Source organism: Bradyrhizobium sp. RP6 (assembly GCF_003837805.1).
In the GTDB taxonomy this organism is placed as follows: Bacteria; Pseudomonadota; Alphaproteobacteria; order Rhizobiales; family Xanthobacteraceae; genus Bradyrhizobium.
This window is the reverse complement of sequence record NZ_RQIT01000009.1, coordinates 35,829-60,797: the sequence shown is the minus strand read 5'-3', so window position 1 is coordinate 60,797 and position 24,969 is coordinate 35,829. Positions and strand designations below refer to the sequence as shown.

28 protein-coding genes are annotated in these 24,969 nt (G+C 64.0%); 14 read left to right on the top strand and 14 right to left on the bottom strand.

Translation table 11 applies throughout. The features are described 5' to 3' along the window. The first annotated feature begins 5 nt into the window (after positions 1 to 5). The 3 genes from EHH60_RS18480 to EHH60_RS18470 all read left to right on the top strand — a co-directional run bounded on the left by EHH60_RS18480 (position 6) and on the right by EHH60_RS18470 (position 3,020). Positions 6 to 824 (top strand): class I SAM-dependent methyltransferase, encoded by an 819-nt coding sequence (locus EHH60_RS18480; protein WP_124160884.1) that lies wholly within the window; start codon positions 6 to 8, stop codon positions 822 to 824. Then, positions 821 to 2,482 (top strand): hypothetical protein, encoded by a 1,662-nt coding sequence (locus tag EHH60_RS18475; RefSeq protein WP_124160883.1) that lies wholly within the window; start codon positions 821 to 823, stop codon positions 2,480 to 2,482. Before EHH60_RS18480 ends, EHH60_RS18475 begins: the two co-directional genes overlap by 4 nt. A 319-nt stretch (positions 2,483 to 2,801) precedes the next feature. Further along, on the top strand, positions 2,802 to 3,020 hold the full coding sequence (locus EHH60_RS18470; protein ID WP_245454519.1) for a hypothetical protein: 219 nt from the start codon (positions 2,802 to 2,804) through the stop codon (positions 3,018 to 3,020). 54 nt (positions 3,021 to 3,074) lie between these two features. Here the strand turns inward: EHH60_RS18470 and EHH60_RS18465 are convergent, their stop codons facing one another. Next, on the bottom strand, positions 3,075 to 4,346 hold the full coding sequence (locus EHH60_RS18465; protein ID WP_124160881.1) for a hypothetical protein: 1,272 nt from the start codon (positions 4,344 to 4,346) through the stop codon (positions 3,075 to 3,077). A 113-nt stretch (positions 4,347 to 4,459) separates the two neighbouring features. Here EHH60_RS18465 and EHH60_RS18460 point away from each other — a divergent pair, with 113 nt between their 5' ends. Then, entirely contained in the window at positions 4,460 to 4,687 is a 228-nt protein-coding gene (locus EHH60_RS18460; RefSeq protein ID WP_124160880.1) for a DUF2171 domain-containing protein, read from the top strand. Positions 4,688 to 4,804: 117 nt separating this feature from the next. On the opposite strand, the gene EHH60_RS18455 is transcribed toward EHH60_RS18460, so the two are convergent. Beyond that, on the bottom strand, positions 4,805 to 5,026 hold the full coding sequence (locus tag EHH60_RS18455) for a hypothetical protein (protein WP_124160879.1): 222 nt from the start codon (positions 5,024 to 5,026) through the stop codon (positions 4,805 to 4,807). A gap of 209 nt (positions 5,027 to 5,235) precedes the next feature. Continuing rightward, entirely contained in the window at positions 5,236 to 5,409 is a 174-nt protein-coding gene (locus EHH60_RS37585) for a RuvA C-terminal domain-containing protein (protein ID WP_199751551.1), read from the bottom strand. 166 nt (positions 5,410 to 5,575) lie between these two features. Here EHH60_RS37585 and EHH60_RS37580 point away from each other — a divergent pair, with 166 nt between their 5' ends. Then, positions 5,576 to 5,737, top strand: a complete 162-nt coding sequence (locus EHH60_RS37580) for a hypothetical protein (protein WP_199751550.1) — start codon at positions 5,576 to 5,578, stop codon at positions 5,735 to 5,737. A 415-nt stretch (positions 5,738 to 6,152) separates the two neighbouring features. Here EHH60_RS37580 and EHH60_RS18450 read toward each other — a convergent pair whose 3' ends face one another. From EHH60_RS18450 to EHH60_RS18440, 3 genes are all read right to left on the bottom strand, one after another. Beyond that, complete coding sequence (locus EHH60_RS18450; protein WP_124160878.1) at positions 6,153 to 6,908, bottom strand: hypothetical protein; 756 nt, start codon at positions 6,906 to 6,908, stop codon at positions 6,153 to 6,155. A gap of 216 nt (positions 6,909 to 7,124) precedes the next feature. Next, positions 7,125 to 7,322 carry a hypothetical protein gene (locus EHH60_RS18445; protein WP_124160877.1) on the bottom strand — a complete coding sequence of 66 codons (198 nt, stop codon included), beginning with the start codon at positions 7,320 to 7,322 and terminating at the stop codon, positions 7,125 to 7,127. A gap of 76 nt (positions 7,323 to 7,398) precedes the next feature. Further along, a complete protein-coding gene (locus EHH60_RS18440) occupies positions 7,399 to 7,635 on the bottom strand; it encodes a hypothetical protein (RefSeq protein WP_124160876.1) in 237 nt (78 codons plus the stop codon). 265 nt (positions 7,636 to 7,900) lie between these two features. On the opposite strand from EHH60_RS18440, the gene EHH60_RS18435 reads away from it, so the two are divergent. Then, the gene (locus EHH60_RS18435) at positions 7,901 to 8,248 is read left to right on the top strand and encodes a DUF6481 family protein (RefSeq protein WP_124160875.1); all 348 of its coding nucleotides are present in this window, start codon (positions 7,901 to 7,903) and stop codon (positions 8,246 to 8,248) included. A 127-nt stretch (positions 8,249 to 8,375) separates the two neighbouring features. Here EHH60_RS18435 and EHH60_RS18430 read toward each other — a convergent pair whose 3' ends face one another. Then, a complete protein-coding gene (locus tag EHH60_RS18430) occupies positions 8,376 to 8,621 on the bottom strand; it encodes a pentapeptide MXKDX repeat protein (RefSeq protein WP_124160874.1) in 246 nt (81 codons plus the stop codon). A 319-nt stretch (positions 8,622 to 8,940) separates the two neighbouring features. Between EHH60_RS18430 and EHH60_RS18425 the strand changes: the two genes are divergently transcribed. Genes EHH60_RS18425 through EHH60_RS18415 form a run of 3 tightly spaced genes read left to right on the top strand, consistent with a single transcriptional unit; the run spans position 8,941 to position 11,869 of the window. After that, positions 8,941 to 9,963: a TRAP transporter substrate-binding protein gene (locus tag EHH60_RS18425; RefSeq protein WP_124160873.1), complete on the top strand. Its 1,023-nt coding sequence runs from the start codon at positions 8,941 to 8,943 to the stop codon at positions 9,961 to 9,963. After that, positions 9,960 to 10,514, top strand: coding sequence for a TRAP transporter small permease (locus EHH60_RS18420; protein ID WP_124160872.1), 555 nt, complete (start codon positions 9,960 to 9,962; stop codon positions 10,512 to 10,514). Before EHH60_RS18425 ends, EHH60_RS18420 begins: the two co-directional genes overlap by 4 nt. After that, complete coding sequence (locus tag EHH60_RS18415) at positions 10,511 to 11,869, top strand: TRAP transporter large permease (RefSeq protein WP_124160871.1); 1,359 nt, start codon at positions 10,511 to 10,513, stop codon at positions 11,867 to 11,869. The genes EHH60_RS18420 and EHH60_RS18415 overlap by 4 nt, the downstream gene beginning before the upstream one ends. A gap of 110 nt (positions 11,870 to 11,979) precedes the next feature. Here the strand turns inward: EHH60_RS18415 and EHH60_RS18410 are convergent, their stop codons facing one another. Beyond that, positions 11,980 to 12,663 (bottom strand): GntR family transcriptional regulator, encoded by a 684-nt coding sequence (locus tag EHH60_RS18410; protein WP_124160870.1) that lies wholly within the window; start codon positions 12,661 to 12,663, stop codon positions 11,980 to 11,982. A 230-nt stretch (positions 12,664 to 12,893) separates the two neighbouring features. Here EHH60_RS18410 and EHH60_RS18405 point away from each other — a divergent pair, with 230 nt between their 5' ends. The 4 genes from EHH60_RS18405 to EHH60_RS18390 all read left to right on the top strand — a co-directional run bounded on the left by EHH60_RS18405 (position 12,894) and on the right by EHH60_RS18390 (position 16,775). Next, positions 12,894 to 13,502, top strand: a complete 609-nt coding sequence (locus EHH60_RS18405; RefSeq protein ID WP_124161025.1) for a TRAP transporter small permease — start codon at positions 12,894 to 12,896, stop codon at positions 13,500 to 13,502. Continuing rightward, positions 13,502 to 14,767, top strand: a complete 1,266-nt coding sequence (locus EHH60_RS18400; protein WP_124160869.1) for a TRAP transporter large permease — start codon at positions 13,502 to 13,504, stop codon at positions 14,765 to 14,767. The genes EHH60_RS18405 and EHH60_RS18400 overlap by 1 nt, the downstream gene beginning before the upstream one ends. Positions 14,768 to 14,789: 22 nt before the next feature. Then, entirely contained in the window at positions 14,790 to 15,773 is a 984-nt protein-coding gene (locus tag EHH60_RS18395; RefSeq protein WP_124160868.1) for a TRAP transporter substrate-binding protein, read from the top strand. Between the two features lie 75 nt (positions 15,774 to 15,848). Beyond that, on the top strand, positions 15,849 to 16,775 hold the full coding sequence (locus EHH60_RS18390) for a dihydrodipicolinate synthase family protein (RefSeq protein WP_124160867.1): 927 nt from the start codon (positions 15,849 to 15,851) through the stop codon (positions 16,773 to 16,775). 104 nt (positions 16,776 to 16,879) lie between these two features. Here EHH60_RS18390 and EHH60_RS18385 read toward each other — a convergent pair whose 3' ends face one another. Genes EHH60_RS18385 through EHH60_RS18370 form a run of 4 tightly spaced genes read right to left on the bottom strand, consistent with a single transcriptional unit; the run spans position 16,880 to position 22,556 of the window. Further along, complete coding sequence (locus tag EHH60_RS18385) at positions 16,880 to 17,791, bottom strand: hydroxymethylglutaryl-CoA lyase (protein ID WP_124160866.1); 912 nt, start codon at positions 17,789 to 17,791, stop codon at positions 16,880 to 16,882. A 1-nt stretch (position 17,792) separates the two neighbouring features. After that, positions 17,793 to 19,796 (bottom strand): acetyl/propionyl/methylcrotonyl-CoA carboxylase subunit alpha, encoded by a 2,004-nt coding sequence (locus EHH60_RS18380; protein ID WP_199751549.1) that lies wholly within the window; start codon positions 19,794 to 19,796, stop codon positions 17,793 to 17,795. A 4-nt stretch (positions 19,797 to 19,800) separates the two neighbouring features. Then, on the bottom strand, positions 19,801 to 21,405 hold the full coding sequence (locus EHH60_RS18375; protein ID WP_124160864.1) for a carboxyl transferase domain-containing protein: 1,605 nt from the start codon (positions 21,403 to 21,405) through the stop codon (positions 19,801 to 19,803). Between the two features lie 23 nt (positions 21,406 to 21,428). Then, positions 21,429 to 22,556 carry an isovaleryl-CoA dehydrogenase gene (locus tag EHH60_RS18370; protein ID WP_124161024.1) on the bottom strand — a complete coding sequence of 376 codons (1,128 nt, stop codon included), beginning with the start codon at positions 22,554 to 22,556 and terminating at the stop codon, positions 21,429 to 21,431. 155 nt (positions 22,557 to 22,711) lie between these two features. Here EHH60_RS18370 and EHH60_RS18365 point away from each other — a divergent pair, with 155 nt between their 5' ends. Continuing rightward, a complete protein-coding gene (locus tag EHH60_RS18365; protein WP_124160863.1) occupies positions 22,712 to 23,740 on the top strand; it encodes an AraC family transcriptional regulator in 1,029 nt (342 codons plus the stop codon). Positions 23,741 to 23,833: 93 nt separating this feature from the next. Here the strand turns inward: EHH60_RS18365 and EHH60_RS18360 are convergent, their stop codons facing one another. Both EHH60_RS18360 and EHH60_RS18355 read right to left on the bottom strand, forming a co-directional pair. After that, entirely contained in the window at positions 23,834 to 24,130 is a 297-nt protein-coding gene (locus EHH60_RS18360; RefSeq protein ID WP_124160862.1) for a DUF3551 domain-containing protein, read from the bottom strand. Between the two features lie 219 nt (positions 24,131 to 24,349). After that, on the bottom strand, positions 24,350 to 24,844 hold the full coding sequence (locus tag EHH60_RS18355) for an Lrp/AsnC family transcriptional regulator (RefSeq protein ID WP_124161023.1): 495 nt from the start codon (positions 24,842 to 24,844) through the stop codon (positions 24,350 to 24,352). Positions 24,845 to 24,969 lie beyond the last annotated feature (125 nt).

The following is a 24,969-nucleotide window of genomic DNA, read 5'->3' as shown; positions in this document are numbered from 1 at the left end:
GTATAATGCAGCACGATCGGGCGGCAAGAAACAGCGATCGCGATCAGACCATCCACGACTTCGGAGAGCAATGGACGCGCCACACGGAGAACCCGGACTATTACGGCAGCGTTGAACTGTTCGCCGACATCATCGCGCCGTTTCTGACACTCGAAGATATCAAAGACCGCAGATGCGCCGACATCGGGTCGGGCACCGGGCGGATTGTCCTGATGATGCTCGCGGCCGGCGCCGCGTCGGTGACTGCCGTCGAGCCCAGCCGGGCCTACGACGTTCTCGTGCGCAACACGGCAAAAGCCGCTGACCGCGTGCGCAGCCTCAATGTGACGGGAGAAGCACTTCCCAAGGATGATTTCGACCTTATCCTGTCAATCGGCGTGCTTCATCATATTCCGGAGCCGCGGCCTGTGGTGAAAGCCGCGTACGAAGCGCTTCGTCCGGGCGGAAAGATGCTGGTCTGGCTTTACGGCCATGAGGGCAGCCGCACTTACCAGAGCATCTTCGTGCCGATCCGCTTCGTCACCAGGAACCTGCCCGTCGTCGTGAACGAAACGCTCGCCTGGCTACTCTATCCCGTCGTTCTCGCTTATGCGGCACTCGCCGGCCGCTGGCCCGGACTGCCGTTGTCGAACTATCTGGCAAATGTCTTCATGCGTTTCCCGCCGGCCGAGCGGCGGCTCGTCATCGTCGACCAGATCAATCCCCGCTGGGCAAAATTCTACAAGCGCGAGGAGGCTGAAGCGTTGCTGCGGGATGCGGGCTTCAAGAACGTAAGGCTGCATCATCGGCACGGCTATTCCTGGACCGTGTGCGGGACGAAATGAGAAATGGCCAGGAGCAAACGGGCTCGCAGACCGGCTCACTCGTAAAAACCTCGCGGATTTCGTGGCTTGCAGATCATATCCTTTGGCCCGCCATCTGGTTAGCGGCCGTTGCTCTGGCGGCCCTGGTTCATCTTGCTTTCTTCGTGGCATGGCCCGACAACTTCATTCACGAAGACAGCGCGGCATATCTTGACGAGACCCGCGCCATTCTGACGGGCCATTACGTGGAGGACATGAACGGCCGCCCCTACGGGCTGGCTTTCTTCTTTTTCATGCTGTCCAAGCTTTTCGCGCCCGATATCCGCCTCTTCGTGGCAGCCCAGCATGTAATGTCGGTTGTGACGGGGTTACTGATCGCAGCGATCGTCCGCTTCGCAGGAGCGCCCCGAATATTTTCACTGCTCGCCTTCCTGCTGGCGACGCTCTATGCGCGAACAGTCCACTACGACAATACGATCGGCGCCGAGACTACGTCGGTCTTCCTAATGAGTCTGGCTGCTTTCATGGCGGCTGGCATAGTGTTCCGGAACTGGTCGCCGTTTCGCGCCGCAGCCGGAATCGGACTCAGCATCGGGGCGGTGATGCTTTGCCGGTCCGCCGCCGTGGGCGCGGGATTCGCGATCCTGCTGTGGCTATTATTGGCGCTCGACATGCGTCTGGTTCGCCGGCTCGCCGTGTTGGCCGTCGCGACCGGCTTCGGCCTGGCCGTGTATGCAATTCCCATCGCCATCAACGCGATTGTCGAAAAGCGGCCGGCAACTGACGTCGTAAGCGTGATGGCTTTTGTGATCGGTTATTCCGGCGATTTCGACCACGGAGTCCATCTGGAGCGCAAGGCGCAGGCGAGGCAGTTTGTCACCGCGATGCGCGGCGCTGACGGTCCGCAAGGCTGGGCTGACATCGAGCAGTATCAATGGCCGCTCTATGCGATCGAGCGCATGCGCCGGCCTGGCGACAGCAAGGCTGATTTTGAACGTATCGTGCGGGACATCTTCGTTGAAACGGTGACCACGCCCTCGACCCTGTGGAGACACGTCAGCCAACATTTCACGCGCGAAATGTTCTTCCTCCTGTTCGACGGCAATTATCCGGCGAGTCGGGCCTCTAGGCCCGACGATTACGAGTACTTCGTCAAACGCGATGTGTTTGAGATATTCCACAGCCCTACCGGGCTGAAGAGCGGAACTCTGATTCGTGACCACTATGACCCGCCTGCGGTATTGTCGCGGCTACTGCCGTCGGCCGATGGGCTGCAGGCGTTCCTGCACAAGCTGTTCAGCCTCGGCTATGCACCTCGCTACGATCGGGCACCGCTCTGTTGCGGATTATCGATCTCCAGCGAATACGATTTTCTGCCGGGGCCTATTCGCTGGTTGTCGGCGGGCACCTTGCTGCTTGCCGCACTGCTGCTTGCATGCAGGATTTTTGATCGACCGGAACGGAACGCGCGGCTGACACGCAATCTGGCCGCAGCTGGCATATTGATGCTCATGCTGGCTTTCATCAATGCAGCGTTTCCAGCGTTTCTGGTCTATGGTTTCAATCGATACGCCTATTACGTGACCCCGTTCATGGCAGGGGCATGCGGCATCCTCGGCGCCGTACTGGTTCTGCTCGTCCGACGGCATCGTCATCGCGCGCCAATGAGTCGTTTCTGACCACATGCCGGCGCCTCTGCGCGCCGGCCGTTCTTTTCCTGTCGCCATCAGCGGTGACTGCAACTTGGCTAGACTAGGCTGGCGCTTCAGGAAATGACGGATAGTGAAATCCGAGATCGATGGCTTCTTGGCTGACGCCAAACGCTGCATGGATCGGGCGTAATTCCGACCCCGCAGCTCCCTGCCGACGCCGTCCAGTTCTTCACGAATGCGTGGGTAACTCCGCTCCGGCCTTTGAACCGAGCACATCAGCCCTATCTATGGGCCGGGCGAACTGCACCCGAAAAGGATCCCGATGCGTCAATCGGAGTGGACGAGAATGGCGATCGCATCTGCGGTGGCGATCGTCGCGATGTCGTATTTGGCAATTGACGCAGGCGTCGTGAGCATCAACGTGATCAAGAAGCCCGTCGAGATGGCGCAGGCATCGATCGTCGGCGCCACGGTGGGTCAGCATCACCTGGCCTTCGCGGTTCAGGAGTGGGCGCGTCGCAGCCACGAGAAGCCGGCCCTGGAGCAATGCCTGGCGATCGATTGATGCGAGGCGCGCCTCGCGCGGCTCTTGACGTGGCCTCGCCATTCATCCTCCACCTCACGCCTGATGCGCAAGCCACCACCGCGCAATTGCGGTGGCCAGATCATTCCAAAGCTCCGTCGGAAGATCGGGGACCGCCACCCGGACGCTATACTGGTCCGTGGTCGCATCGTGAAACCATTCGGTCGCCGCGAAATCGAAGCCGAAGCTGCCGGCGTGGCGAATGGGGAACCCCTCCCCGCGCAATTCGCTGCTCATCTTTTCGGCCGCCTGCCGCGCTGCCGCCTCGTCGAGCACGCGCTTTCCCCGGAGGGTCACGTACAGACCGTGGGTGAAATGAAGCTCGGCCGAGAGCGCCGGGAGCTTCGCGGCGAAATATCGAGCCGTGCTGCGGCCGTTGCGCAAGATCGCCGCGACACGCCTCTTCGTGAGGGCCCAGTACGCCGCACTGCCTGCAAAGGGCGGGAAATGCGCCGGCAACGCCGCGCCGCCGAGCAGCCGCACCGCGCTTCGCGTTTCGGACGCAAGGCGTGCCCACTCGACGCCCCCTGCCCGCTGCTGATGCTCGCTCCCTTGCTCGAAAACGGCTGAGCCGAGGCGGCCATATTCCGCTCCGAGCGAATCGAGCTTGTTGTGGCTTCGCACCAGCACCAGCGGAACTCCGTATCGCCGGGCCCATCTCATGACACGCCTGATACGGCCTGACCTGCCGGCGAAGCATGTCGTGTCGAAAACCAGGAGATCGAGACCCGAGCCGTCACAGCGCAGCGCCGCCTCGAAAGCGCCGGCGAAGGAGCAGGAATCCAACAGAAGTATCCGCGGCGCGTTCGCCGGAGCAAACGCATCGCCCAGGGGCAGCTTCAAGGCTTCGAGCCGCATATGCGGGACGAAGCCCCGGATCAGCTCCAGCGTCTCTCCATAGGAGCCTGGAAGCACCAGGACATCAGCCTTCTCGACGATTTGCGCGGAGGCGAGCAGCACGGCGGAGATCGCGGCCATGCCTGAGGCGGTATAGATCGCAGTGTTCCCGCAGCCGCAGTCGAACTCATAGAACGAAGGACCGCGCACCGTAAGATCGGCCCGCTGGTAGTCGTAACTGAACTCGAACGGCCCGCTGGCGGGAGCGGCCGTATGCGACCAGGCTGTCTCCGTCGCCTTCCATTCATGGAATTCGTGCTCCGCCCTCAGCGCCGCAGCGATCTGGAATTTGGACCTGACCACCTCGTCGACGGAACGCGGACACGCCAAATCGAGCCGGCTTCTCAGGCAGTCATTCAACAGCCCGAGTTCCTCGTGCTTTCGCTCCAGATAGGCTCGAACGGTCTCCATGAGCTTCTTGACAGATCCGATGGGGCGTCAACGTCTGGAAAACGCCCTGGGTCCAACGCGCCCGCTGCAACGAACACGCCTCTTTGCAGTTGAACCATGCAAAGGAGAACAGCATGACCGACATCAGAGAGCACATGAAGATCATCGGCAAGGACGGCGCACATGTCGGCACCGTCGATCGCGTCGAGGGCAATCGCATCAAGCTGACGCGCAGGGACAGCCCGGAAGGTCACAAGGACCATCATCACTACATCGACAGGAAATATGTCGGTGCCGTCGAAGGCGATATCGTCAAACTGTCGGTGAATGCCGACGCCGTACCGAAGACGGAAGCCGCCTGAAACACTGAGCCCCTTCGGGGGCTTTTTGTTTGTTCACGATCCGACTCCCCTTCGTTCGCAAAGCACGAATCGCGATCACATATTGCGGAGCCGAGGATTCGTTAACGACTGGTTCAATCAGATCGATCCTGCACTCACTAACATAGGCCGCAACCGATAAGCATCGATGGCGGCATTCGACAGCAGCAGCCTGCGTCGCTCTCCACGCAACATCATGCGGTCGATCCGGTTCAAGATGAAGCGGGCGGAATCCTTGGTCTCGCCCGTGAGCAGGCCGGACTGGTCGAGATATCGCCAGGCGATCTCGAAGGACTGTGCGCGTAACTCGGGATCGGTCATAGCCGCACAACGCTGCCGCGGAACGAATGTTCCTGCGCGCCAAGCGCGCGAGCCGTGCAGGAGTCCAACGCCCGCGGATCGACGCGGAACGAACACGTGATCAGAGCGTTGAACGACCGACTTGAGTGGTGCCGACCTGCCAACCCCGGTCGGCTTTGAAGAACCCCGTGCTTGTCCCCCGAGCACGGGGTTTTTCTCATGTCGGCCGCCTATCCAATCCGAGAGATGCGCCCGGCTGAAGAATGCTCATCCTGCGGATCGCGGGCGAGTTGATGCCACGCCAGGGCCAGCCGGATAAGCCGTTGCCGGTCGGCGCCTTCGGCCTCCGCGGCCCGCTTCATCGCGGCCTCGGCTTCGCGCTGTGGATCATACCCGGTGTACATGGGGCCGACCCTAGCCGGCCATCTGGACGAGCGCGTGACCGTTTCGTCCGTATGATTGCGGGGTGGTGTCTTCGGGCCTCATGGACAGATCTGTGAACTACGTCACAGCCTGTTGCCGGCATCTCCGCTAAACGTTGCCTGGACGCTTCTTGGGTGAGGTCGGGTCATGACACGCAAAGCAGCCACGGAAGTCATCGTCCAGAGGCAGCGACATGGCTCGAATCTGCTCGGCATCGCGTATCTCGGCACCATCGGCGTCGTCATGCTGGCCTGGATCGGCAGCCTGGTCTGGGCCACGATCGCATTCTTCGGCTGGCTCGTGTCCTGATGCACGAGGCGATTGACTATCGCTTCGCCCATAGAGGTTGCGGACGCCGGTTGCGTGCTACGACACGATCCGGACAATTGTGCAGCGGTTTTCCCTCGCGACGCGCGGAACGCGTTTGCGCGGAGATCATGCTCAAACAATAACCTAAAGCGTCTGTTTCATCCTGAGCTCATTGCGCTTTAGAACAGCCAAGGCAGCGCCTGAGAGAGTTTGATCCCGCCGCAAACGATCATGGCCCAGAGCGCCACGCTGATCTGGATGGCATCCAGCATGTCCCACATCCCCCGAATCATCCGACATTTTTCTTTTGAAATTTGCGCGGGGCCGCCACCGGCGCCAGCACTCATTTGAGCCTGCGCCCAAAAAAAGAGGCGGGCCTGGCCCCGCCTCCGCGCTCCAAATCCGGTTGGAAAACTCAGTAGCACGCGCGGGGATCAGCCTGCACGTATTGGCCGTTCGGATAGCGATAGTAGCAGGTGCCCTGCGCCCAATAGTATCCGGGCTGGGATGCAGCGGTGGCACCGGCGATTGCGCCCGTCGCACCGCCGAGAACCGCGCCCGCGGCGGCCCCCGTTGCGTTGCCCGAGATCAGGCCGCCCAGCACGCCGCCGACGATCGCGCCGCCAAGCGCGCTGGCACCGGGATCAGCCGGAGGCGGAGGCGGAGGTGGCGGCGCGTAGGCGACGGGGGGCGGGGCATAGGCCACCGGCACGTCATCGATATAGTCCTCGGAGATGTAGGCAGGCGGGCCAGCCACCCGTTGCGGATAATAATACCAGACGCCACCAACGTCCCACCACCAGCCGGACCGGCCGTTGCGGACCTCATGACGCCAGCGGCCGCCTTCCCAGGCGCGATTGCCGCGATAGGTGTGTCCGCCCCAGTCACGTTCCGGAGCGGGCCCGCGAGCGATGTGACGTCCCGGCGGCGGCCCGCCGGCATTGTGCCGACCGGGACCCCCATGGGGCTGGTCAGCGGGCCGGGCCGCCTGCTGCGGAGGACTTTGGCGCATGTTCTGATTGGGCGGGGGTGGCGCGCCCACGCCCTGGCGGCCTGGCGGCGGAGCGGCATCCCTCGACGGCCTTGCGTCCTGAGCTTGCGCCGAAAGCGCCAGCAACGACATGGCCGAAACCAGCGGAATAACGATCTTCATGCGTTTGGACGCATTCATGCGTGCTCGCCCCCTACTCTCTCGATGGCCGTCGTGCCCGGCGCGATAGACGATTCGCCGCGCACCGGGTTGATACCGGCCGACATAACTGACCTGCTTGATCGGCTAAGTCCCGTTACAAATGATTAAGATCACGGCAATTTTTGGCCGCAACGGCTTCCGGCGGGCCACGTTGAAGCGCCTCTAGCGAGCCGGCTCGATCACGTTGCAATTGCTTCACCCGGACATCAGGCAATCCTGCATCTTGCTGGCTGCGGTGAGATCCCGGGCAAGCCACCAGCCGACGCCAAGAATCACGATCGCGATGATCAATCCAGCGATCGCGCCGCGACGGTCGTCACCGGGCTGGCGCTCGGATCTACGGCCTCGTCGCGGACTAGGCTTCTCGCCGGGTTCGGATTTGGGCTTGGACATGGCCGCCTGATCGCGCTGGCAAACCGGCTTTATCACCTCTGCGGCGTCGCGTCACATCCCGATCAGCCTGCCCCATTCAGCCTCGGGGCGGCGCTGTCGCGTCCTTGCGCGAGGTTTCGACCGCCGGGATCGCCCGCTGGACCCGCGGTGCGCAGGTCGTGAGCACGAATGCGGTCTGGCTGCATTCCCAGCCCGCGCCCAGCACGGCACTGTCGACCGGCTGCGGGCGCGCGACGAGCACGGCGGCACCGGCCACACTTGCCAGGACGAAGGCGATTGCGAGCGCCTTCAGGCTCGGTCGGAAGGTCATCATGCCCGTGCTCCGTCTCGTTCCGGGCGGACGCTAGGCGTCGCGCTCGTGCTCCCTTATGAGGGACATCACAATTCAGCAGTTTTTCCGGGCTACGAGAGATCGTCGGGGAGGCGATTTTTCGTTGACCTGATCGGCTGCGATTATGGGTGGCTTCGCGACGCGCGCCGATGTACACGCTACAGCGTCGCGTGGCGCCTGCTATGCCCAGCCGACGTACCAACAGGCACCGATGTAGGATCGAAAGCGAGGAAGACAAGGCTCGTAGATGAGTGGATTCAGGGAACCCGGCTTCACAGACCGGCAAAGGGCGGCGCAGGAAGCCCGCAAAAATCTTTTGAACAAATTCAAGTCGCAACCGGGACCCGACGATCCGGCGGTGCTGGCGCGCCGTGCTGAACGCGAGGCACTCGCGGCCAAGCGCGCCGAGGCGAAGGCTGCGCGCGAGGCGGAGAAGGCCGAGCAGAAGCGCCTCGAGGAAGAAGCCAAGGCTGCCGAAGCCGCACGGATCGCGCGCGAGGCTCAGGAAGCCGCCGAGAGACAGGCTGCGCTCGAAGCCGAGCAAAAGGCCAAGCGCGACGCGCGCTACGCCGCCCGCAAGGCGAAGCGCAAGTAAGGTGCGCTCGTAACGTCCTATTGAACCTGAACTAAAGCATAGTTCCGGAGGCGGTCCCAAATGCCGCCTCCGAAATTCGAGAGTGCGCTGCCCGCCCAAGGCAGGCGCTGCGCGATGACGCCGGTGATCAATTCTTCTTCATCATCCCGTCGTCTTTCTTCATGCCGTCCTTCGACATGTGATCCTTCTTCATCATTCCGTCCTTGGACATAGTGTCCTTCTTCATCATGCCGTCCTTGGACATCGTGTCTTTCTTCATCATGCCGTCATCCTTGCCCATCTTGTCCTGAGCGAAGGCGGCCGGGGCAAACGCGAGGCCAAGCGAGAGAGCGGCAGCCGAGACGCCGAGCACGATGCGGGTGCGAATGGTCATGGTTCAACTTCCCTTCGAGATGGTGTTTGTCAGCGACGGACGCCGCTATTCAATCTCGACGGATCGCCAGTCGGCGTTGTTACGCCCCCGCCGGTAAATTTTGACGAGCCTGGTGCTATCCGGCGTTCGGCGTGGTCCCGCTCGCAACAGGGATTGGGAGTGTGCAGCGCAGCACGGCCGGCACTTGCCCGGACATTCGGTCTCGAACTATCAGATGAGAGAATATCGGGTGAAAGACCGGCTAGGATGGGCCCACGTGCCGGTCTCAAGGACTAAGTCCAAATCGCACAAACAAGAATCGTCCAAGGAAACCATAACCATGCTCACGCGCCGCCATCTGCTCGCGACCGCCGTCGCCGCGCCCGCCATCCTCCGCTTCGGCACCGGTACGGCGCAGGCAGCCACCACGCTGAAGATCTCGCACCAGTTCCCGGGCGGCACCATCGACAAGGGCGATTTCCGCGACCGGCTCTGCCGCATGTTCGCCGCCGAAGTCAGTAAGCGCAGCAATGGCGACATCGCCGCCGAGATCTATCCAAACTCCTCGCTGATCAAGACCAACGCGCAGTTCTCCGCGATGCGCAAGGGCGCGCTCGACATCAGCCTCTATCCGATGCCCTATGCCGGCGGCGAGGTGCCGGAAACCAATATCGGCCTGATGCCGGGCCTCGTGACCACCTACGACCAGGGCCTGCGCTGGAAGAAGGAGCCGGTCGGCAAGGCGCTGACCGATTTCCTCGCCGACAAGGGCATCATCCTGCTCACCTGGGTCTGGCAGGCCGGCGGCGTTGCCAGCCGCTCCAAGCCGATCGTCGCGCCTGAAGATGCCAAGGGCATGAAGGTGCGCGGCGGCTCGCGCGAAATGGACATGGTGCTTCAGACCGCCGGGGCCTCGGTGCTGTCGGTCCCCTCCAACGAAATCTACGCGGCGATGCAGACCGGCGCCTGCGATGCCGGCATCACCTCCTCGACGAGCCTGATCTCGTTCCGCCTGGAAGAGGTCGCGAAGTCGCTGACCTCGGGCGCGGGCGCCTCCTACTGGTTCATGCTCGAGCCGCTGATGATGTCGAAGGCGATCTTCGACAAGCTGCCGAAGAACCATCAGGATATCCTGCTCGCGGTCGGCACCGAGCTCGAAGCCTTCGGACGCAAGGGCGCACAGGATGACGACGTCGAGGTCGCCAAGGTCTACGAGAAGGCCGGCGCCAAGGTCTCGGTGCTCGATGCCGCCACGGTCGGCAAGTGGCGCGACATCGCCCGTGACACCGCTTGGAAGGACTACAGCGCCAAGACCGCGACCGCCGCAAACCTGCTCAAGCTCGCCATCGACGTCGCAGCATGAGCCACGGTCCGCTTCCGGATCGTGACGACCATGCAATCGCTGCCGCAGGCACAGGCCCTGCGGCGGCGATCGATCGCGGTCTTGCCATCCTCAACAGCATCATCGTCGTGTTCGCCGCGATCGCACTGGTCGCGGCCTGCGCCATCCTGAGTTACAGCGTGCTCAGCCGCGCGCTGTACAAGGCTGCCAATTACTGGCAGGACGAGGCCGCCGTGTTCCTGCTGGTCGGCGCGACCTTCATGACGGCCGCCTATGTTCAGCAGAACCGCGGTCACATCGGCATCGAAGCCTTCGTGGGCCTGCTGTCACCGCTGGCGAACCGGATCAGGCTCTGGCTGGTCGACGCAGCTACCTTCCTGTTCTGCGCCTTCTTCACCTGGAAATCCTGGACACTGGCCCATGAGGCCTATGTCGACGGCCAGGTCTCCAATTCGATGTGGTCGCCGCCGCTCGCCATCCCCTACTCGCTGATGGCGCTCGGGATGAGCCTGCTCTGCCTCCAGATCCTCGTGCAGCTTGCGCTGCCCTTTACCGGAGCCAAGCGGCCATGAGCGTTTTCGGCATTGGCCTCGCCTACGGCATTGCGACGCTGCTGGTGATGTTCTCAGGGATGCCGATCGCGTTCGCGCTCGGCGCGGTCGCGGTCGTGTTCATGGGCATCTACATGCCCTCGGCCTCGCTCGATACGGTCACGCAGAACGTCTACGAGGAAATGGCCTCGATCACGCTGTTGTCGATCCCCCTCTTCATCCTGAAGGGTGCGGCGATCGGCAAGTCGCGCGCCGGCCAGGATCTCTATTCGGCGCTGCACGCCTGGCTGCATCGGGTGCCCGGCGGCCTCGGCGTCGCCAACGTGTTCGCCTGCGCGCTGTTTGCGGCAATGGCGGGCTCCTCGCCCGCGACCTGCTCGGCGATCGGCTCGGCCGGCATCCCCGAGATGCGCAAGCGCGGCTATTCCGGCGGCTTTGCCGCAGGGATCATTGCCGCCGGCGGCACGCTCGGCATCCTGCTGCCGCCGTCGATCACCATGATCCTGTTCGCGGTCGCCGCCGAAAAGTCGTTGGGGCGGCTGTTCCTGGCCGGCATCGGGCCTGGCCTGCTGCTGGTCACGCTGTTCGGCGCCTACGCCGTGATCCGCTTCCGGCAGGAATATGCCGCGGCCGAGGCGGTCTACAAGAATGGTGGCCCCGAGGCCGCGATCCTGACCCGCGACGAGTACACGCTGGCCGAGCGCTTCAGCGTGCTGCCGCGGGTGATCCCGTTCGTGCTGCTGCTCACCGGCGTCATGATCGCCCTCTATGGCGGCTACGCCACGCCGTCGGAGACGGCGGGCCTCGGCGGCCTCCTCGCGCTGGCGCTGATCGCCGTGATCTACAGCGTGTGGCGGCCGAGCGACCTTGCCCCCATCATGAAATCGACGATCCGGGAATCGACCATGCTGATGATGATCATCGGCATGTCGCTGCTCTATTCCTATGTGATGAGCTATCTGCACATCTCGCAATCGGTCGCCGAATCCATCGTCGCGATGCACCTGCCGCGCTGGGAGCTGCTGTTCGCGATCCTCGTCATGGTGGTCGTGCTCGGGTTCTTCCTGCCGCCGGTGTCGATCATTCTCATGACCGCGCCGATCATCCTGCCGCCCCTGCGCGCCGCGAATTTCGACATCATCTGGTTCGGCGTGGTCATGACCATCGTGATGGAGATGGGGCTGATCCATCCGCCCGTCGGCCTCAACATCTTCGTCATCCGCAACGTCGCGCCGGATATTCCCTTGCGCGAGGTGATCTGGGGCACCCTGCCCTTCGTGCTGCTGATGATGCTCGCGGTGCTGCTCCTGTGCTTCGTGCCGGGGATCTCGACCTGGCTGCCGGATCTCGTGATGGGGCCGGACGGGAGCAGGTAGAAGCTATCACCGGTGCTGTAGGGTGGATTAGCCGAAGGCGTAATCCACCTCTTCTGCCGCTGCGGAGACAAACAGCGGTGGGTTACGCTTTCGGCTAACCCACCTACGAGCTACGAATTGTCCTTCCGACGCCCCTTCGGCGCGTTCGCCACGACCTGCAGCAGATCCTTGCGCACGGCTTCGATGTGCCGCTCCAGGAAGCGGCAGGCCTCCTCCACCTTCTGCGCGCGGCAGAGTGCGATCAGATGGGCGTGTTCCTTCTCCGCAATGCCCATCGCCTTGGTGTTAGAGAGCTGCAGACGCGTATAGCGGTCGCTGGTCTGGAGCAGCGACAGCACGATCGCGCGGGTGCGCGGCTGCGGCGCGTGCACGTAGAGCGCCATATGGAAGTCGGCGTTAAGCTGGCCCCATTCACTGACGTTCCTCGCCTTGATCGCCTTCTCGAAGCTCCGGTGGATGTCGTCGAGCCCGTCGAAATCGTCTGGCGTGAAGCGAGGCGCCGACTGCGCCAGCAATCGCGGCTCCAGGATGCGGCGCAGGTCGAAGACGTCGTTGATCTCGTCCAGTGACAGCTCGGAGACGATGGCGCCTTTCTGCGGCACGATCCGCACCAGGCCTTCGGCCTCGAGCTGAAACAGCGCCTCGCGCACCGGGATGCGGCTGACGCCGTAAGCATCTCCGAGCGCATCCTGGCGCAGTTGCGATCCGGCCGGATAGGTGCCGTCGAGGATCGCCTGGCGGAGCTGGTCGACGATCGCAGCCGAAAGGGTGCGATGCTTCAGAGGCTGTTTCATCTGACCTTCTGTTGTCCTTCCCGACTCGTTCGGCCGACGCGGTCCCTGTCTTGCATGTCGAGGTGCCCGGCAAAAGCCGGGCGCTCCAAAGCAAAGTGCCCAGCAAAGGCGCGCCCTGCCGCAGAAATGACCGCAAACTTCGTTTGACTCCCAAAATGTATAAATTATACATTTGGTAATCGCACGACAATTCTTCGGGAGTTGGGGCCTCTTTCATGATCGAGCAGACCATGCCGGCCACGCGCGCGCTCAGCCTCCGACGCATGATCGTCCGGATGTCGAGCGCCCTGCTCGCCTGCGAGCGGCTCGCGCTGATGGGGCTGATGTACCTGCTTACCGGCCTGATCCTGGTGAACGTCGTCACCCGCTACTCGCACTTCCCGATCTACTGGATCGATGAATCCGCCGTTTATTGCGTGGTCTGGCTGACCTTCATCGGGGCGTCCGCGATGACGCGGCTGCGGCTCGACTTCGCGGTGACCATGCTGACGGAGCGACTTTCCGCTCAGCACCAGAAATGTGCAAAAGTGATCTCGACCGGCCTCGTCGTCATGTTCGGTGTCGCCCTGATCGTCACCTGTGTGCTCTGGATGGACCCGGTTGGTCTCGCCCGCGCCGGCTTCGACGGGCGCAAGCTCGCCGCCGAGACATTCAATTTCCTCTACACCGAGCGCACCCAGACGCTGAACTGGCCAACCTGGGTGCTCTATCTGACGCTGCCGATCTTCGCGGTGTCGATGACCATTCACGGTCTCGCCAATCTGCTCGAAGATCTCGAGCTGGTTCCGCGCACCGCACCGAAAGGCTTTCAGCTCTCCGAGCTGGACGGGGTCAACTGATGATCACATCGGCAGCCTTCATGGCGTTCATGCTGGTCGGCGTGCCGATCGGCCTCTGCCTGTGCCTCGCCGGCCTCGTCTACATCGCGGCATCCGGCAATCCGGTGCTGTTCCAGTCCTATCCGCTCCAGCTGTTCGGCGGCGTCGACAGCTACGGCCTGATCGCCATCCCGCTCTTCATCTTGATTGGCGAGATCATGAATGGCGGCGGCATCACGCGGCGCATCGTCGACATGGCGATGGCCTTCGTCGGCTCGCTCAAGGGTGGGCTCGCCTACGTCAACATCCTCGCCAATATGTTCATCTCCTCCATCCTGGGATCCGCGACCGCGCAGGTCGCGATCATGGCCCAGATCATGGTCCCGGAGATGGAGAAGAAGGGCTACGACAAGACCTTCGCCGCAGGCCTCACCGCCTATGGCGGCATGCTTGGCCCGATCATCCCTCCTTCCGTGATGTTCGTGGTCTACAGCGTGCTCGCTCAGGTGTCGGTCAGCGACATGCTGATCGCCGGCATCGTGCCGGGCGTCATTCTCACCGTGATGTTCTGCCTCGTCATCGCGCTGATGGGATACGTCTACAACTATCCCCGCGCGGAGTACCAGACGCCGCGCCAGCGCATCATGACGATCCTGCGGACCTCGCCGACGCTGCTGATCCCGATCGTCATCGTCGGCACCATTCTCGGCGGGCTCGCCAACGCCACGGAATCGGCGGCGGTCGGCGCGGTCGCTGCGGCATTGGTCGGAAAATACTGGACCAGGGAGTTCAAGTTCTCCCAGCTGCCGCAGATGATGCTGCGCAGCGCGATCTACTCGGCGATCGTGCTGTTCCTGGTCGCAGCCGCCGCCGTGTTCTCCTGGGTCCTGATCTTCGGAAAGGTGCCGCAGGAGACCGCCGCCTGGATCCAGACCGTCGCCAAGGATCCCGTCAGCTTCATGCTGATCTGCAACGCGATCCTGCTGGTGATCGGCACGGTGATCGACGGCATTCCCGGCCTGATCATGACCGTGCCGATCCTGCTGCCGGTGGCAACCGAAATCTATCACATCGACCCCCGGCAGTTCGGCGTCGTGGTGGTGATCAACCTCGTGCTTGGCCTTTTGTCGCCGCCGGTCGGACTCTGCTTCTTCGTCGCGGCCGCCGTCACCGGCGCCAAGCCCGGCAAGATGTTCATGGTGACGCTGCCCTTCTTCGTCATCTCCTGCGTCCTCCTGGTGCTGCTCTCGCTCTATCCCTCGCTCTCGCTGATCCTGGTCAAATAGGCCATCCAATAGGAGCCCGATCATGTCGCTTACACGCCGCCGCTTTCTCGCCGCCAGCGCCGCCGCCTCGGTGTTCGCACCGGCGCTGGCGCTCGCCCAGGCCAAGGAATTCCGCCTCGGCCTGATCACGCCTAATGGCCATTCCTGGAACAAGGCCGCGCTCAAATTCGGCGAGGATCTCAAATCCGCGACCAACGGCCGCCTGACATTGACCGTGTTCCATTCCGGCCAGCTCGGCAACGAGACCGCGATGATGCAGCAATTGCAGTCCGGCGCGCTCGACATGGGCTTCATCCAGGCCGCCGAGCTCGGCTCACGCGTGCCGCACATCGCCGCGATCAACGCGCCCTACATCGTCCGCTCGACGCCTTCGGTCGCGAAATTCGTGCGTCATCCAGCGGCGGTGAAACTGTTCGACGTGCTGCCGCAGGAAACCGGAACGATCGGGCTCGGCTGGGGCATCACCGGGATGCGCGCCGTGTTCTCGTCCAAGGATCTGCACTCGCTCGCCGACATCAAGGGCATGAAGCTGCGCATCAACCCGACCCCGGTCTATCGCGATTTCTATTCCTCGCTGGGCGCGGCACCGACGCCGATCCCGACGCCGCAGGTGTTCGACGCCATGGCCAACGGCCAGGTCGACGGGCTCGAAGCCGACCTCGAATTCTCATGGAACCAGCGCTTCGACAAGGTGTCCAAGGTCATCCTGCAGATGAACGCCGTCTTCATGCCGATGGCGGCGGTCGTCTCCGGCCGGGTCTGGCAATCTCTCTCCGCAGCCGATCGCGAGCTGATCACCAAGACGATCAAGACGACGCTGGACGCGCAGATCGACGAGCTCGCCGGCAACGAGCCCGCGCTGATCGAGAACTTCAAGAACGCCCCGATCCCGATCCGCCAGGTCGACGCCAAGGACACCGAGGCCGTCATCGCGGAGTTCGACAAGGTCTGGCTGCCGAAAGCCCCCGTCCTCGCCGAGTTGCGCAAGGTCGGCGCGACCCTCTGATCCCACCCATCGCCGTCACGTCAACGCCCGGCGGATCGAACGATCCGCCGGCACAATTCCAATCGGAGCCAAACAATGACCCCACGCATCTCCTGGGAAGGCGTCTTCCCGGCCGTCACCACGCAATTCAACGACGACCTGTCGCTCAATATCGACGCGACCGCCAAGGTCATGGACGGGTTGATCCGAGACGGCGTTTCCGGCCTGATCGTCTGCGGCTCGGTCGGCGAGAACACCTCGCTCGAGCGCAAGGAAAAGGTCGCGATCATGGAGGCCGCGAAGTCGGTCGCGGCCGGCCGCGTGCCCGTGCTGTGCGGCATCGCCGAATTCACCACAGCCTTTGCGGTCGAGACCGCCAAGGAAGCCGCGCGCATCGGCATCGACGGCGTGATGGTGATGCCGGCGCTGGTCTATTCCTCCAAGCCGCACGAGACCGCCGCGCATTTCCGCGCCGTCGCCAGCGCCACGGATCTTCCCGTGATGCTCTACAACAATCCGCCGATCTACAAGAACGACGTCACGCCGGACATTCTGGCCTCGCTCGCCGATGTCGAGACCGTCGTCTGCTTCAAGGATTCCTCGGGCGACACCCGGCGCTTCATCGACACCAGGAATATGGTCGGTGACCGCTTCGTGCTGTTCGCCGGCCTCGACGACGTCATCGTCGAGAGCGTTGCCATGGGCGCGGTCGGCTGGGTCTCCGGCATGTCGAACGCCTTCCCGCGCGAGGGCGAGACGCTGTTTCGCCTCGCCAAGGCGGGGCGCTTCGCCGAAGCTATGCCGCTCTACGAATGGTTCATGCCGCTGCTGCACCTCGATGCCCGCCCGGACCTCGTTCAGTGCATCAAGCTGTGCGAGCACATCATGGGCCGCGGCACCGCCCTGACCCGCCCGCCGCGCCTTGCGCTGCTGCCGCAGGAAAAGGCCGAGGTCGAAGCCATGATGGCCAAGGCGCTGAAGAACCGGCCGCGCCTGCCTGATGTCGGCCTGAAGGCGGCTTGAAGACTCTCTCAGTCGTCATTGCGAGGAGCCTTCGACGAAGCAAATCCAGACCGTCTCAACGGAGGGACTCTGGATTGCTTCGCTTCGCTCGCAATGACGGAAAATTAGGAAACGACTCGCTTCTTCTTCGCGTTCAGCGCGGACGCCACGCGGCTGACGGGCGGCTTGCCAAGCACGCCGCTCATCGCGTTGGTGGCCGCGAGCAGCTTCTCCATATCCACGTCCGTCTTCACGCCCATGCCTTCGAGCATGTAGACGACATCCTCGGTCGCGACGTTCCCAGTCGCGCCCGGCGCGTAAGGACAGCCGCCGAGGCCGCCCGCGGCGGCGTCAATGACGCGGACGCCCTGCTCCATCCCCGCATAGAGGTTGGCCAGCGCCTGGCCATAGGTGTCATGGAAATGCATCGCGAGTCTGGCGGGCGGGACGTTCGCACTGACCGCGCGCAACATCTCCTTCGCCTTGTCGGGCGTGCCGACGCCGATGGTGTCGCCGAGCGATATCTCGTAGCAGCCGAGCTCGAACAGCGTGCGCGCAAGATCAGCCACCGCCTTCGGCTTGATCTCGCCGTCGAAGGGGCAACCGAGCACGCAGGAGATATAGCCGCGCACGGGCACACCGTCGGCCTTCGCGCGCGCCAGCACCGGCTTGAACCGCTCGATGGACTCCGCGACCGTGCAGTTGATGTTCGCCCGCGAAAAACCTTCGGAAGCCGCCGCAAACACCGAGACCACTTTGGCGCCCGCGGCACGCGCGGCGTCGTAGCCTTTCTCGTTCGGCACCAGCACGTGGAATTCGGCGCCCTTCACATGAGCGACGCCCCGCAAAACGGCATCCGAACTCGCCATCTGCGGGATCGCCTTCGGCGACACGAAGGCGCCGACCTCGACCGTCTTGAGGCCGGCCGCGACCAGCGCCTCGACGAAGGCGATGCGGGCCTCGACGCTGACGGGCGTCTTCTCGTTCTGGAGACCGTCGCGCGGCCCCATTTCGATGATGCGGACGGAATCGCTCATGTCACTCTCCGGAAGGCTCGACCACGGCGAGCTCGACGCCCTCCTGGACGATGTCGCCGACCCTGCACTTGATCGACTGCAGCACGCCGGCAAAGGGCGCGCGCAGCGTCTGCTCCATCTTCATCACTTCCAGGGTCAGGATCGGCGCGCCCTTCTCGAGCCTCGCCCCTTCCTCGGCGAGCACGGCGACGACGGTGCCCGGCAGGGGCGCCGCGATCTTGTCCTCGCCGGCCTGCTCCTCGCTTTCGCCGCCGAACGGATCGACCCAGTGCAGGTCGAAGCGGCCATTGCGCGTGCGCAAGTAGAGCTCATGGCCATCGATCACGGCCGCGACTGCCGATTTGACGCCGTCGAGCGTCAAGTCGAAGCCGCCTTCCTTCGCCGCGGTCGTGAACGCCAGCTCGCGGTCGCCGATCACCAGCGTCGCGGGGCCACTCCCGTAGTTCAGCGTGATCTTCTGCTCCGGCCCGTGCCCGACGCGGAAGACAAAGCTGCGCTGGCGGCGGCCGACCGGTTGCCAGCCGAACGTCTGCCAGGGCGAACCCGCCTGCACATGGGCGGCCTTTTGCTCGTCACCGAGGATCGCGGCCACCGCGGCACAAAGCTCGAGCTCCCCGGGTGCCGGTGCAGCCTGTGTGAGGACCGCCAGCTCGCGCTCGATGAAGCCGGTGTCGATCGCATTCGTGCGCACCTTGGGATGCGTCATCAGCGCCGACAGGAATGGGATGTTCGTCACGATGCCGCGGACGTCGGACTCTTCCAGTCCCCGATTGAGCCGCTCGATCGCGACGTCCCGCGTCGGCGCCCAGGCGATCATCTTGGCCAGCATGGCGTCGTAGTACGGCGACACGCTGTCGCCCTCGCGATATCCGGCGTCGATGCGTAAGCCTCCGGCTTCTGCCGGCAACCGCCAGGTGGAGATCCGGCCCACCGACGGCATGAAGTTCTTGGTGGGATTCTCCGCATAGACGCGCGCCTCGACGGCATGGCCGTTGAGCCGGATCTCGTCCTGCTTCAGCGGCAACGCCTCGCCGAAGGCGACGCGCAGCTGCCACTCGACGAGGTCGATGCCCGATATCAGCTCGGTCACGGGATGCTCGACCTGGAGACGCGTGTTCATCTCGATGAAGAACACGTCCTTGCCGTCGGAGACGAATTCGATCGTGCCGGCCCCGACATAGTTCACCGCTCCGGCGGCCTTTCGCGCGGCGGCGCAGACCGTCTCGCGCTGCGCGGCATTGAGGGTCGGCGACGGCGCCTCCTCGATCACCTTCTGGTGCCGGCGCTGCAGCGTGCATTCGCGCTCGAACAGCGAGAGCAGATTGCCGTGGCTGTCGCCGATCACCTGCACCTCGATGTGCCGGGGATTGTCGACATATTTTTCGATCAGCATGCGATCATCGCCGAACGCCGCCAGAGCTTCGCGCTTGGCGCTGACGATGGCGGGCCCAAGCTCGGCCGCCGAACGCACGATGCGCATGCCGCGGCCACCGCCGCCGGCTGACGCTTTCACCAGGATGGGGAATCCGATCTTGTCCGCCGCCTTCGCAAGCGTCGTCTCGTCCTGGGCCTCGCCGTGATAGCCGGGCACCAGCGGCACGCCGGCCTTCTCCATCAACTCTTTCGAGCCGGATTTCGAGCCCATCGCCGTCATCATCCCGGCAGTCGGGCCGACGAACACCAGCCCGGCGTCGAAGCAGGCCCGCGCAAACTCGGCATTTTCCGACAGGAAGCCGTAGCCGGGATGCACGGCCTCCGCCCCCGTCTTCCGTGCGGCCTCGATCAGCCGCTCGACATTGAGATAGCTGTCGCGGGCCCGCGCCGGCCCGAGCAGCACGGCTTCATCGGCGAGCGCGACATGCATCGCGTCGCGGTCGGCCTCGGAATAGACGGCGACCGTGCGCAAGCCCATGGCGCGGGCGGTGCGGATGACACGGCAGGCGATCTCGCCGCGGTTGGCGATCAGGAGGGTGCGAAAACGGCGGTAGAGCTTTGAGCGGTCCATCGCATCACATCCTGAACAGGCCGAATCTCGTCGGCTCGATCGGCGCATTCGACGCCGCCGAGAGCCCGAGCCCGAGCACAAGCCGCGTGTCGGCGGGGTCGATCACCCCGTCGTCCCAGAGCCGCGCGGTCGCGTAATAGGGGTGCCCCTGGCTCTCATATTGCGCGCGAATGGGCTCGCGGAACTTGTCTTCCTCTTCCCTGGACCAGCTGTCGCCCTTGGCCTCGATATTGTCGCGGCGCACCTGGCTCAGCACCATCGAGGCCTGCTCGCCGCCCATCACCGAGATGCGCGCGTTCGGCCACATCCAGAGGAAACGCGGCGAGTAGGCGCGGCCGCACATGCCGTAATTGCCGGCGCCGTAGGAGCCGCCGATCACGACGGTGAATTTCGGCACCGAGGCCGTCGCAACTGCCGTCACCAGCTTGGCGCCGTCCCGCGCGATGCCGCCGGCCTCGTACTTCTTGCCGACCATGAAGCCGGTGATGTTCTGCAGGAACACCAAGGGAATGCCGCGCTGGCAGCACAGCTCGATGAAATGCGCGCCCTTCAGCGAGCTTTCACTGAAGAGAATGCCGTTGTTGGCGATGATGCCGACCGGATAGCCCCAGATATGGGCGAAGCCGCAGACCAGCGTCGTGCCGTAGAGCTTCTTGAACTCGTCGAATTCGGAGCCATCGACGACGCGGGCGATGATGTCGCGCACGTCGAACGGTTTCCTGCCATCGACCGGCACCACGCCGTAAATCTCCTCCGCCGCGAACAGCGGATCGCGCGGCTTGTGCATGTTGAGGTTCGGCCGCGCCGATGGCTTCAGCGTGCCGATGATGCGCCGGGCGATCCCGATCGCATGAGCATCATTCTGCGCGTAATGATCGGTCACGCCGGATTGCCGCGAATGCACGTCGGCGCCGCCGAGTTCCTCGGCGCTCACGACCTCGCCGGTCGCAGCCTTCACCAGCGGCGGGCCGCCGAGGAAGATCGTGCCCTGGTTGCGCACGATGATGCTCTCGTCCGACATCGCGGGGACATAGGCGCCGCCAGCGGTGCAAGAGCCCATCACGATCGCGATCTGCGGAATGCCTTGGGAGGACATCTGCGCCTGATTGTAGAAGATCCGGCCGAAGTGCCGCTCGTCCGGAAAGATCTCGTCCTGCAGCGGCAGGAAGGCGCCTCCGGAATCGACCATGTAGACACAAGGCAGATTGTTCTGCCGCGCGACGTCCTGCGCCCGCAGATGCTTCTTCACAGTCATCGGATAATAGGTGCCGCCCTTGATGGTGGCGTCATTGGCGACGATCACGCATTCGCGCCCTGAAATGCGCCCGACCCCCGTGATGACGCTCGCCGAGTGCACGTCGCCGCCATAGAGGCCATAGGCTGCCAGCGGCGACAGCTCCAGGAACGAGGTGCCGGGATCGACCAGCAGATCGACGCGCTGGCGCGCCAGCATCTTGCCGCGCGCGGTGTGGCGGTTGCGCGATACCTCGCCGCCGCCGCCGGCGACCTGGCTGAGCTTTTCGCGCAAGTCCGCGACGAGGCCGCGCATGGCCTCGGAATTGCGCGCAAAGTCGGATGAAGACGGATCGATGCTGGAATGGAGCGGCATGATGATTCCAATGAGGTGAACGTTTAAGCCGTCTCGGCCATCAGCTCGCGGCCGATCAGCATGCGTCGAACCTCCGAGGTGCCGGCCCCGATCTCGTAGAGCTTTGCATCACGCCACAGGCGCCCGACCGGGAATTCGGACGTGTAGCCGACCCCGCCCAGCGCCTGGATCGCCTCGCCCGCCATCCACGTCGCCTTCTCCGCGGAATAAAGGATCGCCGCGGCGGCGTCCTTGCGTAAGCTGCGCGCATGATCGGCGCGATCACAGGCGCGCCCCACCGCATAGACATAGGCACGCGTGGCCTGCCAGGTCGAATACATGTCGGCGAGCTTGCCCTGCATCAGCTGGAAATCGCCGATCGGCTGCCCGAACTGCTTGCGCTCGTGCATGTAGGGCACGACGGCGTCCATGCAGGCCGCCATGATCCCGAGCGGACCGCCCGAGAGCACCGCGCGCTCATAATCGAGGCCGGACATCAGCACCTTGACGCCCTCGCCCACCTTGCCGAGCACGTTCTCCTCCGGCACCTCGCACTCGTCGAAGAACAAGGGATAGGTGTTGGAGCCGCGCATGCCCAGCTTGTCGAGATGCTGGCCGTGGGTGAAGCCCTTGAAACCCTTCTCGATCAGGAAGGCCGTCATGCCGCGCGGGCCGGCGTCCGGATCGGTCTTGGCGTAGACGACCAGCACATCGGCATCGCCGCCATTGGTGATCCACATCTTGGAGCCGTTGAGCACGTAACGGTCGCCGCGCTTGTCGGCGCGCAGCTTCATCGAGACGACGTCGGATCCGGCGCCGGGCTCGGACATCGCGAGCGCGCCGACATGCTCGCCGGAAATCAGCTTTGGCAGATAGCGCTGCCGCTGCGCGTCGTTGCCGTTGCGGCGGATCTGGTTGACGCAGAGGTTGGAATGGGCGCCATAGGACAGCCCCACGGCCGCGGAGCCGCGCGAAATCTCTTCCATCGCGACGATGTGGGCGAGATAGCCCATGTTGGAGCCGCCATATTGCTCCGGCGCGGTCATGCCGAGCAGGCCGAGATCGCCGAAGCGCTTCCACAGGTCCGCCGGGAACAGATTGGCCTCCTCGATATCGGCCGCACGCGGGGTGATCTCTGCCTCGACGAAGGCGCGAAGCGTGTCGCGCAGCATGCCGATGTCTTCGCCCAGATCGAAATCGATACTCGGGATGTTCACGGCGATTCCTCCCTATTTTGGGCTCCGAACCTAGCCCGGTCCCGGCCTTCTTGCAGTCGAAAAGGTTGCATTTTCCGCCAAACTTCGCGAGGATTTCCTGAGGAGATCCGATGCCTTTTCAAGCCGCCACGGCCCTTCCGCGCCGCGCCGTCACGCCCGCCGCCTTCGTCCGCGGCGTGGTGGCCGCTTATGAGCGGTACGGCCGGGATCCCGCCGAGGCCTTGAGCCGCGGCCAGGTCGCGCCGGAGCTTCTGAACGCTCCGGATGGGCGGGTCACTGCCGCCCAATTCGAGGCGCTGGCGGGCCATGCCATGCGCGAGCTCGACGACGAGGCGCTCGGCTGGTTCTCGCGGCGACTGCCCTGGGGCACCTATGGCATGCTGTGCCGCGCCTCGATCACCGCGCCGACGCTGGAGGTCGCGCTCAAGCGCTGGTGCCGGCACCACCGTCTGGTCACCGAGGATGTGCTGCTCGATCTCGAGGTTGGCGAAGAGACCGCCGTCGTGTCGATCAATGAGCGACGCGACCTCGGGCCCTGCCGCGAGTTCTGCCTGGTCACCTTGTTCCGCTACGTGCTCGGCTTCTCGTGTTGGGCCGTCGATTCCCGGATCGCGCTCCGTGCAGCTGAATTCCCCTACCCGCAGCCCGAACATGTTTCGGTCTATCCGACCATCTTCTGCCGGGCCGTCCGATTCGATGCGGACCGCGCCGGCATCGTCTTCGACAAGCACTATCTCTCGCTGCCGCTCACGCGCAGCGCGGCCGATCTCGACAACATGCTCGAGGGCGCGTTGCGGCTGACCGTGCTGCCGTACCGGCGCGACCGGCTGCTGGTCGAGCGCGTGCGCCGCGTGCTCCGCAATGCGCGCGGCCGCCTTCTCGGCGCCGAGGACGTCGCGAGCGAGTTGGCGCTGTCCACCCGCACCATGCACCGCCGCCTGCGCGAGGAGGCCACCTCGCTACGCGATCTCAAGGAAGAGGCAAAATTCGAGCTCGCCAAGCAGGAGCTGATGCGCGGCCGCACCCCGATCAAGCGCATCGCGGAGATCGCCGGCTTCCGCAACGAGAAGAGCTTTTCGCGCGCCTTCCGCAGCTGGACAGGGGCCTCCCCGCGCGAGTTTCGCGGCCGGTACCGGTGAGCGAGCGCGTCCGCTGCGTGGTCATCATGAATTGCGGCCCCCGAGATGGATCTCGGAGGCCGTAACATCTCTGAACCGGTCTCGATTGCAGCGTCAGTTCGAGTTGGTCTGGCCACCCGGCCGGAGCTTGCGCGAGTGAGTCTGCTTCGGCTGCTGGGCGAACGCGTCATTCGAGGTCTTCGCACCGCCGCTCTGCGAGCAGGTGCCGCCGATGCCGCCGGCGGCCTGGCGGCAGGCCTCCATCGTCGGATAGCCGCAGCCGTGAGCGGCCTGCGCGCCGTTGGTGATGCAGAAGTCATCGGCCTTGGCAGCCGGTGCGGTCATCATGAGAAACGCGGATGCAAACAGCGTCGCAGCGGATGCGACGAACGTCTTCGAATTCGATGTCATGGTGTCTTTTCCTGCTTCAGGGTCTCACAAAAGAGGCCTCGGCATGCCAACACGCGGAGGGTTCGCACTTCGCATTTAGGCGGCGCCGCGGAACCGGCAATCACGGCTCAGTGCATTGCAGGGCTTCGCAAATCACATGTCATAGTTAGGTGAATGACTCATGTATTGAATTCGGACTGCGTGAAATTCTTATTTGGCTGCACGGGAGCAGTTCCGATCCTATCCTGCCGGCGCCGCCACGGAGACCTCCTGCAACGGCAGCGGGACATCCTTGGCGACACCGAGCACGGGGAAGCTGCGGACGTTCTTCACATCAGGCATCGCCGCGAAATGCAGGAGCTGCTGGCGCATGCTCTCGACGCTCGGCGCCACGCATTTCAGCAAATAGTCGGTGTCGCCCGAAATCCGCCAGCACTGCTGGATGCGCGGAATCGCTGATATCGAGCTCTCGAACGCCTCCAGCACCGGCTGGGCCTGGCTGCCGAGCTGGATCGAGACGAACGACACCACTTCAAAGCCGAGCCGCCGCTCGTCGATGACGGCGCGCACCGCCCGGATCACGCCGCGGCTGAACAGCGATTTCAGCCGCCGCAGGCAGTTGGGCGCGGACACGCCGACGCGCAGCGCCAGCTCGTTGTTGCGCACCCGCCCGTCCTGCTGCAGCTCGGACAGTATCTTCAGATCAACGCCGTCGAGCTGGTCACGCCCCGCCATACCCCACCTCGCCATGAGCCCATCATGCGAGGCAGCGAAGCATGTGGCGGAATTGGTGCCAACCACCTTAACCGTCCCCCAGGCTGGAAAAGCGTGGCGCGAAGCTTGCCTGCGGCCCATCCTTC

What these genes read in the sequence shown, in the direction of transcription:
- EHH60_RS18480 (WP_124160884.1), top strand. Translation starts at nt 6, where the DNA reads ATGCAGCACGATCGGGCGGCAAGAAACAGCGATCGCGATCAGACCATC.
- EHH60_RS18475 (WP_124160883.1), top strand. Translation starts at nt 821, where the DNA reads ATGAGAAATGGCCAGGAGCAAACGGGCTCGCAGACCGGCTCACTCGTA.
- EHH60_RS18470 (WP_245454519.1), top strand. Translation starts at nt 2,802, where the DNA reads ATGGCGATCGCATCTGCGGTGGCGATCGTCGCGATGTCGTATTTGGCA.
- EHH60_RS18465 (WP_124160881.1), bottom strand. Translation starts at nt 4,346, where the DNA reads ATGGAGACCGTTCGAGCCTATCTGGAGCGAAAGCACGAGGAACTCGGG.
- EHH60_RS18460 (WP_124160880.1), top strand. Translation starts at nt 4,460, where the DNA reads ATGACCGACATCAGAGAGCACATGAAGATCATCGGCAAGGACGGCGCA.
- EHH60_RS18455 (WP_124160879.1), bottom strand. Translation starts at nt 5,026, where the DNA reads ATGACCGATCCCGAGTTACGCGCACAGTCCTTCGAGATCGCCTGGCGA.
- EHH60_RS37585 (WP_199751551.1), bottom strand. Translation starts at nt 5,409, where the DNA reads ATGTACACCGGGTATGATCCACAGCGCGAAGCCGAGGCCGCGATGAAG.
- EHH60_RS37580 (WP_199751550.1), top strand. Translation starts at nt 5,576, where the DNA reads ATGACACGCAAAGCAGCCACGGAAGTCATCGTCCAGAGGCAGCGACAT.
- EHH60_RS18450 (WP_124160878.1), bottom strand. Translation starts at nt 6,908, where the DNA reads ATGAATGCGTCCAAACGCATGAAGATCGTTATTCCGCTGGTTTCGGCC.
- EHH60_RS18445 (WP_124160877.1), bottom strand. Translation starts at nt 7,322, where the DNA reads ATGTCCAAGCCCAAATCCGAACCCGGCGAGAAGCCTAGTCCGCGACGA.
- EHH60_RS18440 (WP_124160876.1), bottom strand. Translation starts at nt 7,635, where the DNA reads ATGATGACCTTCCGACCGAGCCTGAAGGCGCTCGCAATCGCCTTCGTC.
- EHH60_RS18435 (WP_124160875.1), top strand. Translation starts at nt 7,901, where the DNA reads ATGAGTGGATTCAGGGAACCCGGCTTCACAGACCGGCAAAGGGCGGCG.
- EHH60_RS18430 (WP_124160874.1), bottom strand. Translation starts at nt 8,621, where the DNA reads ATGACCATTCGCACCCGCATCGTGCTCGGCGTCTCGGCTGCCGCTCTC.
- EHH60_RS18425 (WP_124160873.1), top strand. Translation starts at nt 8,941, where the DNA reads ATGCTCACGCGCCGCCATCTGCTCGCGACCGCCGTCGCCGCGCCCGCC.
- EHH60_RS18420 (WP_124160872.1), top strand. Translation starts at nt 9,960, where the DNA reads ATGAGCCACGGTCCGCTTCCGGATCGTGACGACCATGCAATCGCTGCC.
- EHH60_RS18415 (WP_124160871.1), top strand. Translation starts at nt 10,511, where the DNA reads ATGAGCGTTTTCGGCATTGGCCTCGCCTACGGCATTGCGACGCTGCTG.
- EHH60_RS18410 (WP_124160870.1), bottom strand. Translation starts at nt 12,663, where the DNA reads ATGAAACAGCCTCTGAAGCATCGCACCCTTTCGGCTGCGATCGTCGAC.
- EHH60_RS18405 (WP_124161025.1), top strand. Translation starts at nt 12,894, where the DNA reads ATGCCGGCCACGCGCGCGCTCAGCCTCCGACGCATGATCGTCCGGATG.
- EHH60_RS18400 (WP_124160869.1), top strand. Translation starts at nt 13,502, where the DNA reads ATGATCACATCGGCAGCCTTCATGGCGTTCATGCTGGTCGGCGTGCCG.
- EHH60_RS18395 (WP_124160868.1), top strand. Translation starts at nt 14,790, where the DNA reads ATGTCGCTTACACGCCGCCGCTTTCTCGCCGCCAGCGCCGCCGCCTCG.
- EHH60_RS18390 (WP_124160867.1), top strand. Translation starts at nt 15,849, where the DNA reads ATGACCCCACGCATCTCCTGGGAAGGCGTCTTCCCGGCCGTCACCACG.
- EHH60_RS18385 (WP_124160866.1), bottom strand. Translation starts at nt 17,791, where the DNA reads ATGAGCGATTCCGTCCGCATCATCGAAATGGGGCCGCGCGACGGTCTC.
- EHH60_RS18380 (WP_199751549.1), bottom strand. Translation starts at nt 19,796, where the DNA reads ATGGACCGCTCAAAGCTCTACCGCCGTTTTCGCACCCTCCTGATCGCC.
- EHH60_RS18375 (WP_124160864.1), bottom strand. Translation starts at nt 21,405, where the DNA reads ATGCCGCTCCATTCCAGCATCGATCCGTCTTCATCCGACTTTGCGCGC.
- EHH60_RS18370 (WP_124161024.1), bottom strand. Translation starts at nt 22,556, where the DNA reads ATGCTGCGCGACACGCTTCGCGCCTTCGTCGAGGCAGAGATCACCCCG.
- EHH60_RS18365 (WP_124160863.1), top strand. Translation starts at nt 22,712, where the DNA reads ATGCCTTTTCAAGCCGCCACGGCCCTTCCGCGCCGCGCCGTCACGCCC.
- EHH60_RS18360 (WP_124160862.1), bottom strand. Translation starts at nt 24,130, where the DNA reads ATGACATCGAATTCGAAGACGTTCGTCGCATCCGCTGCGACGCTGTTT.
- EHH60_RS18355 (WP_124161023.1), bottom strand. Translation starts at nt 24,844, where the DNA reads ATGGCGGGGCGTGACCAGCTCGACGGCGTTGATCTGAAGATACTGTCC.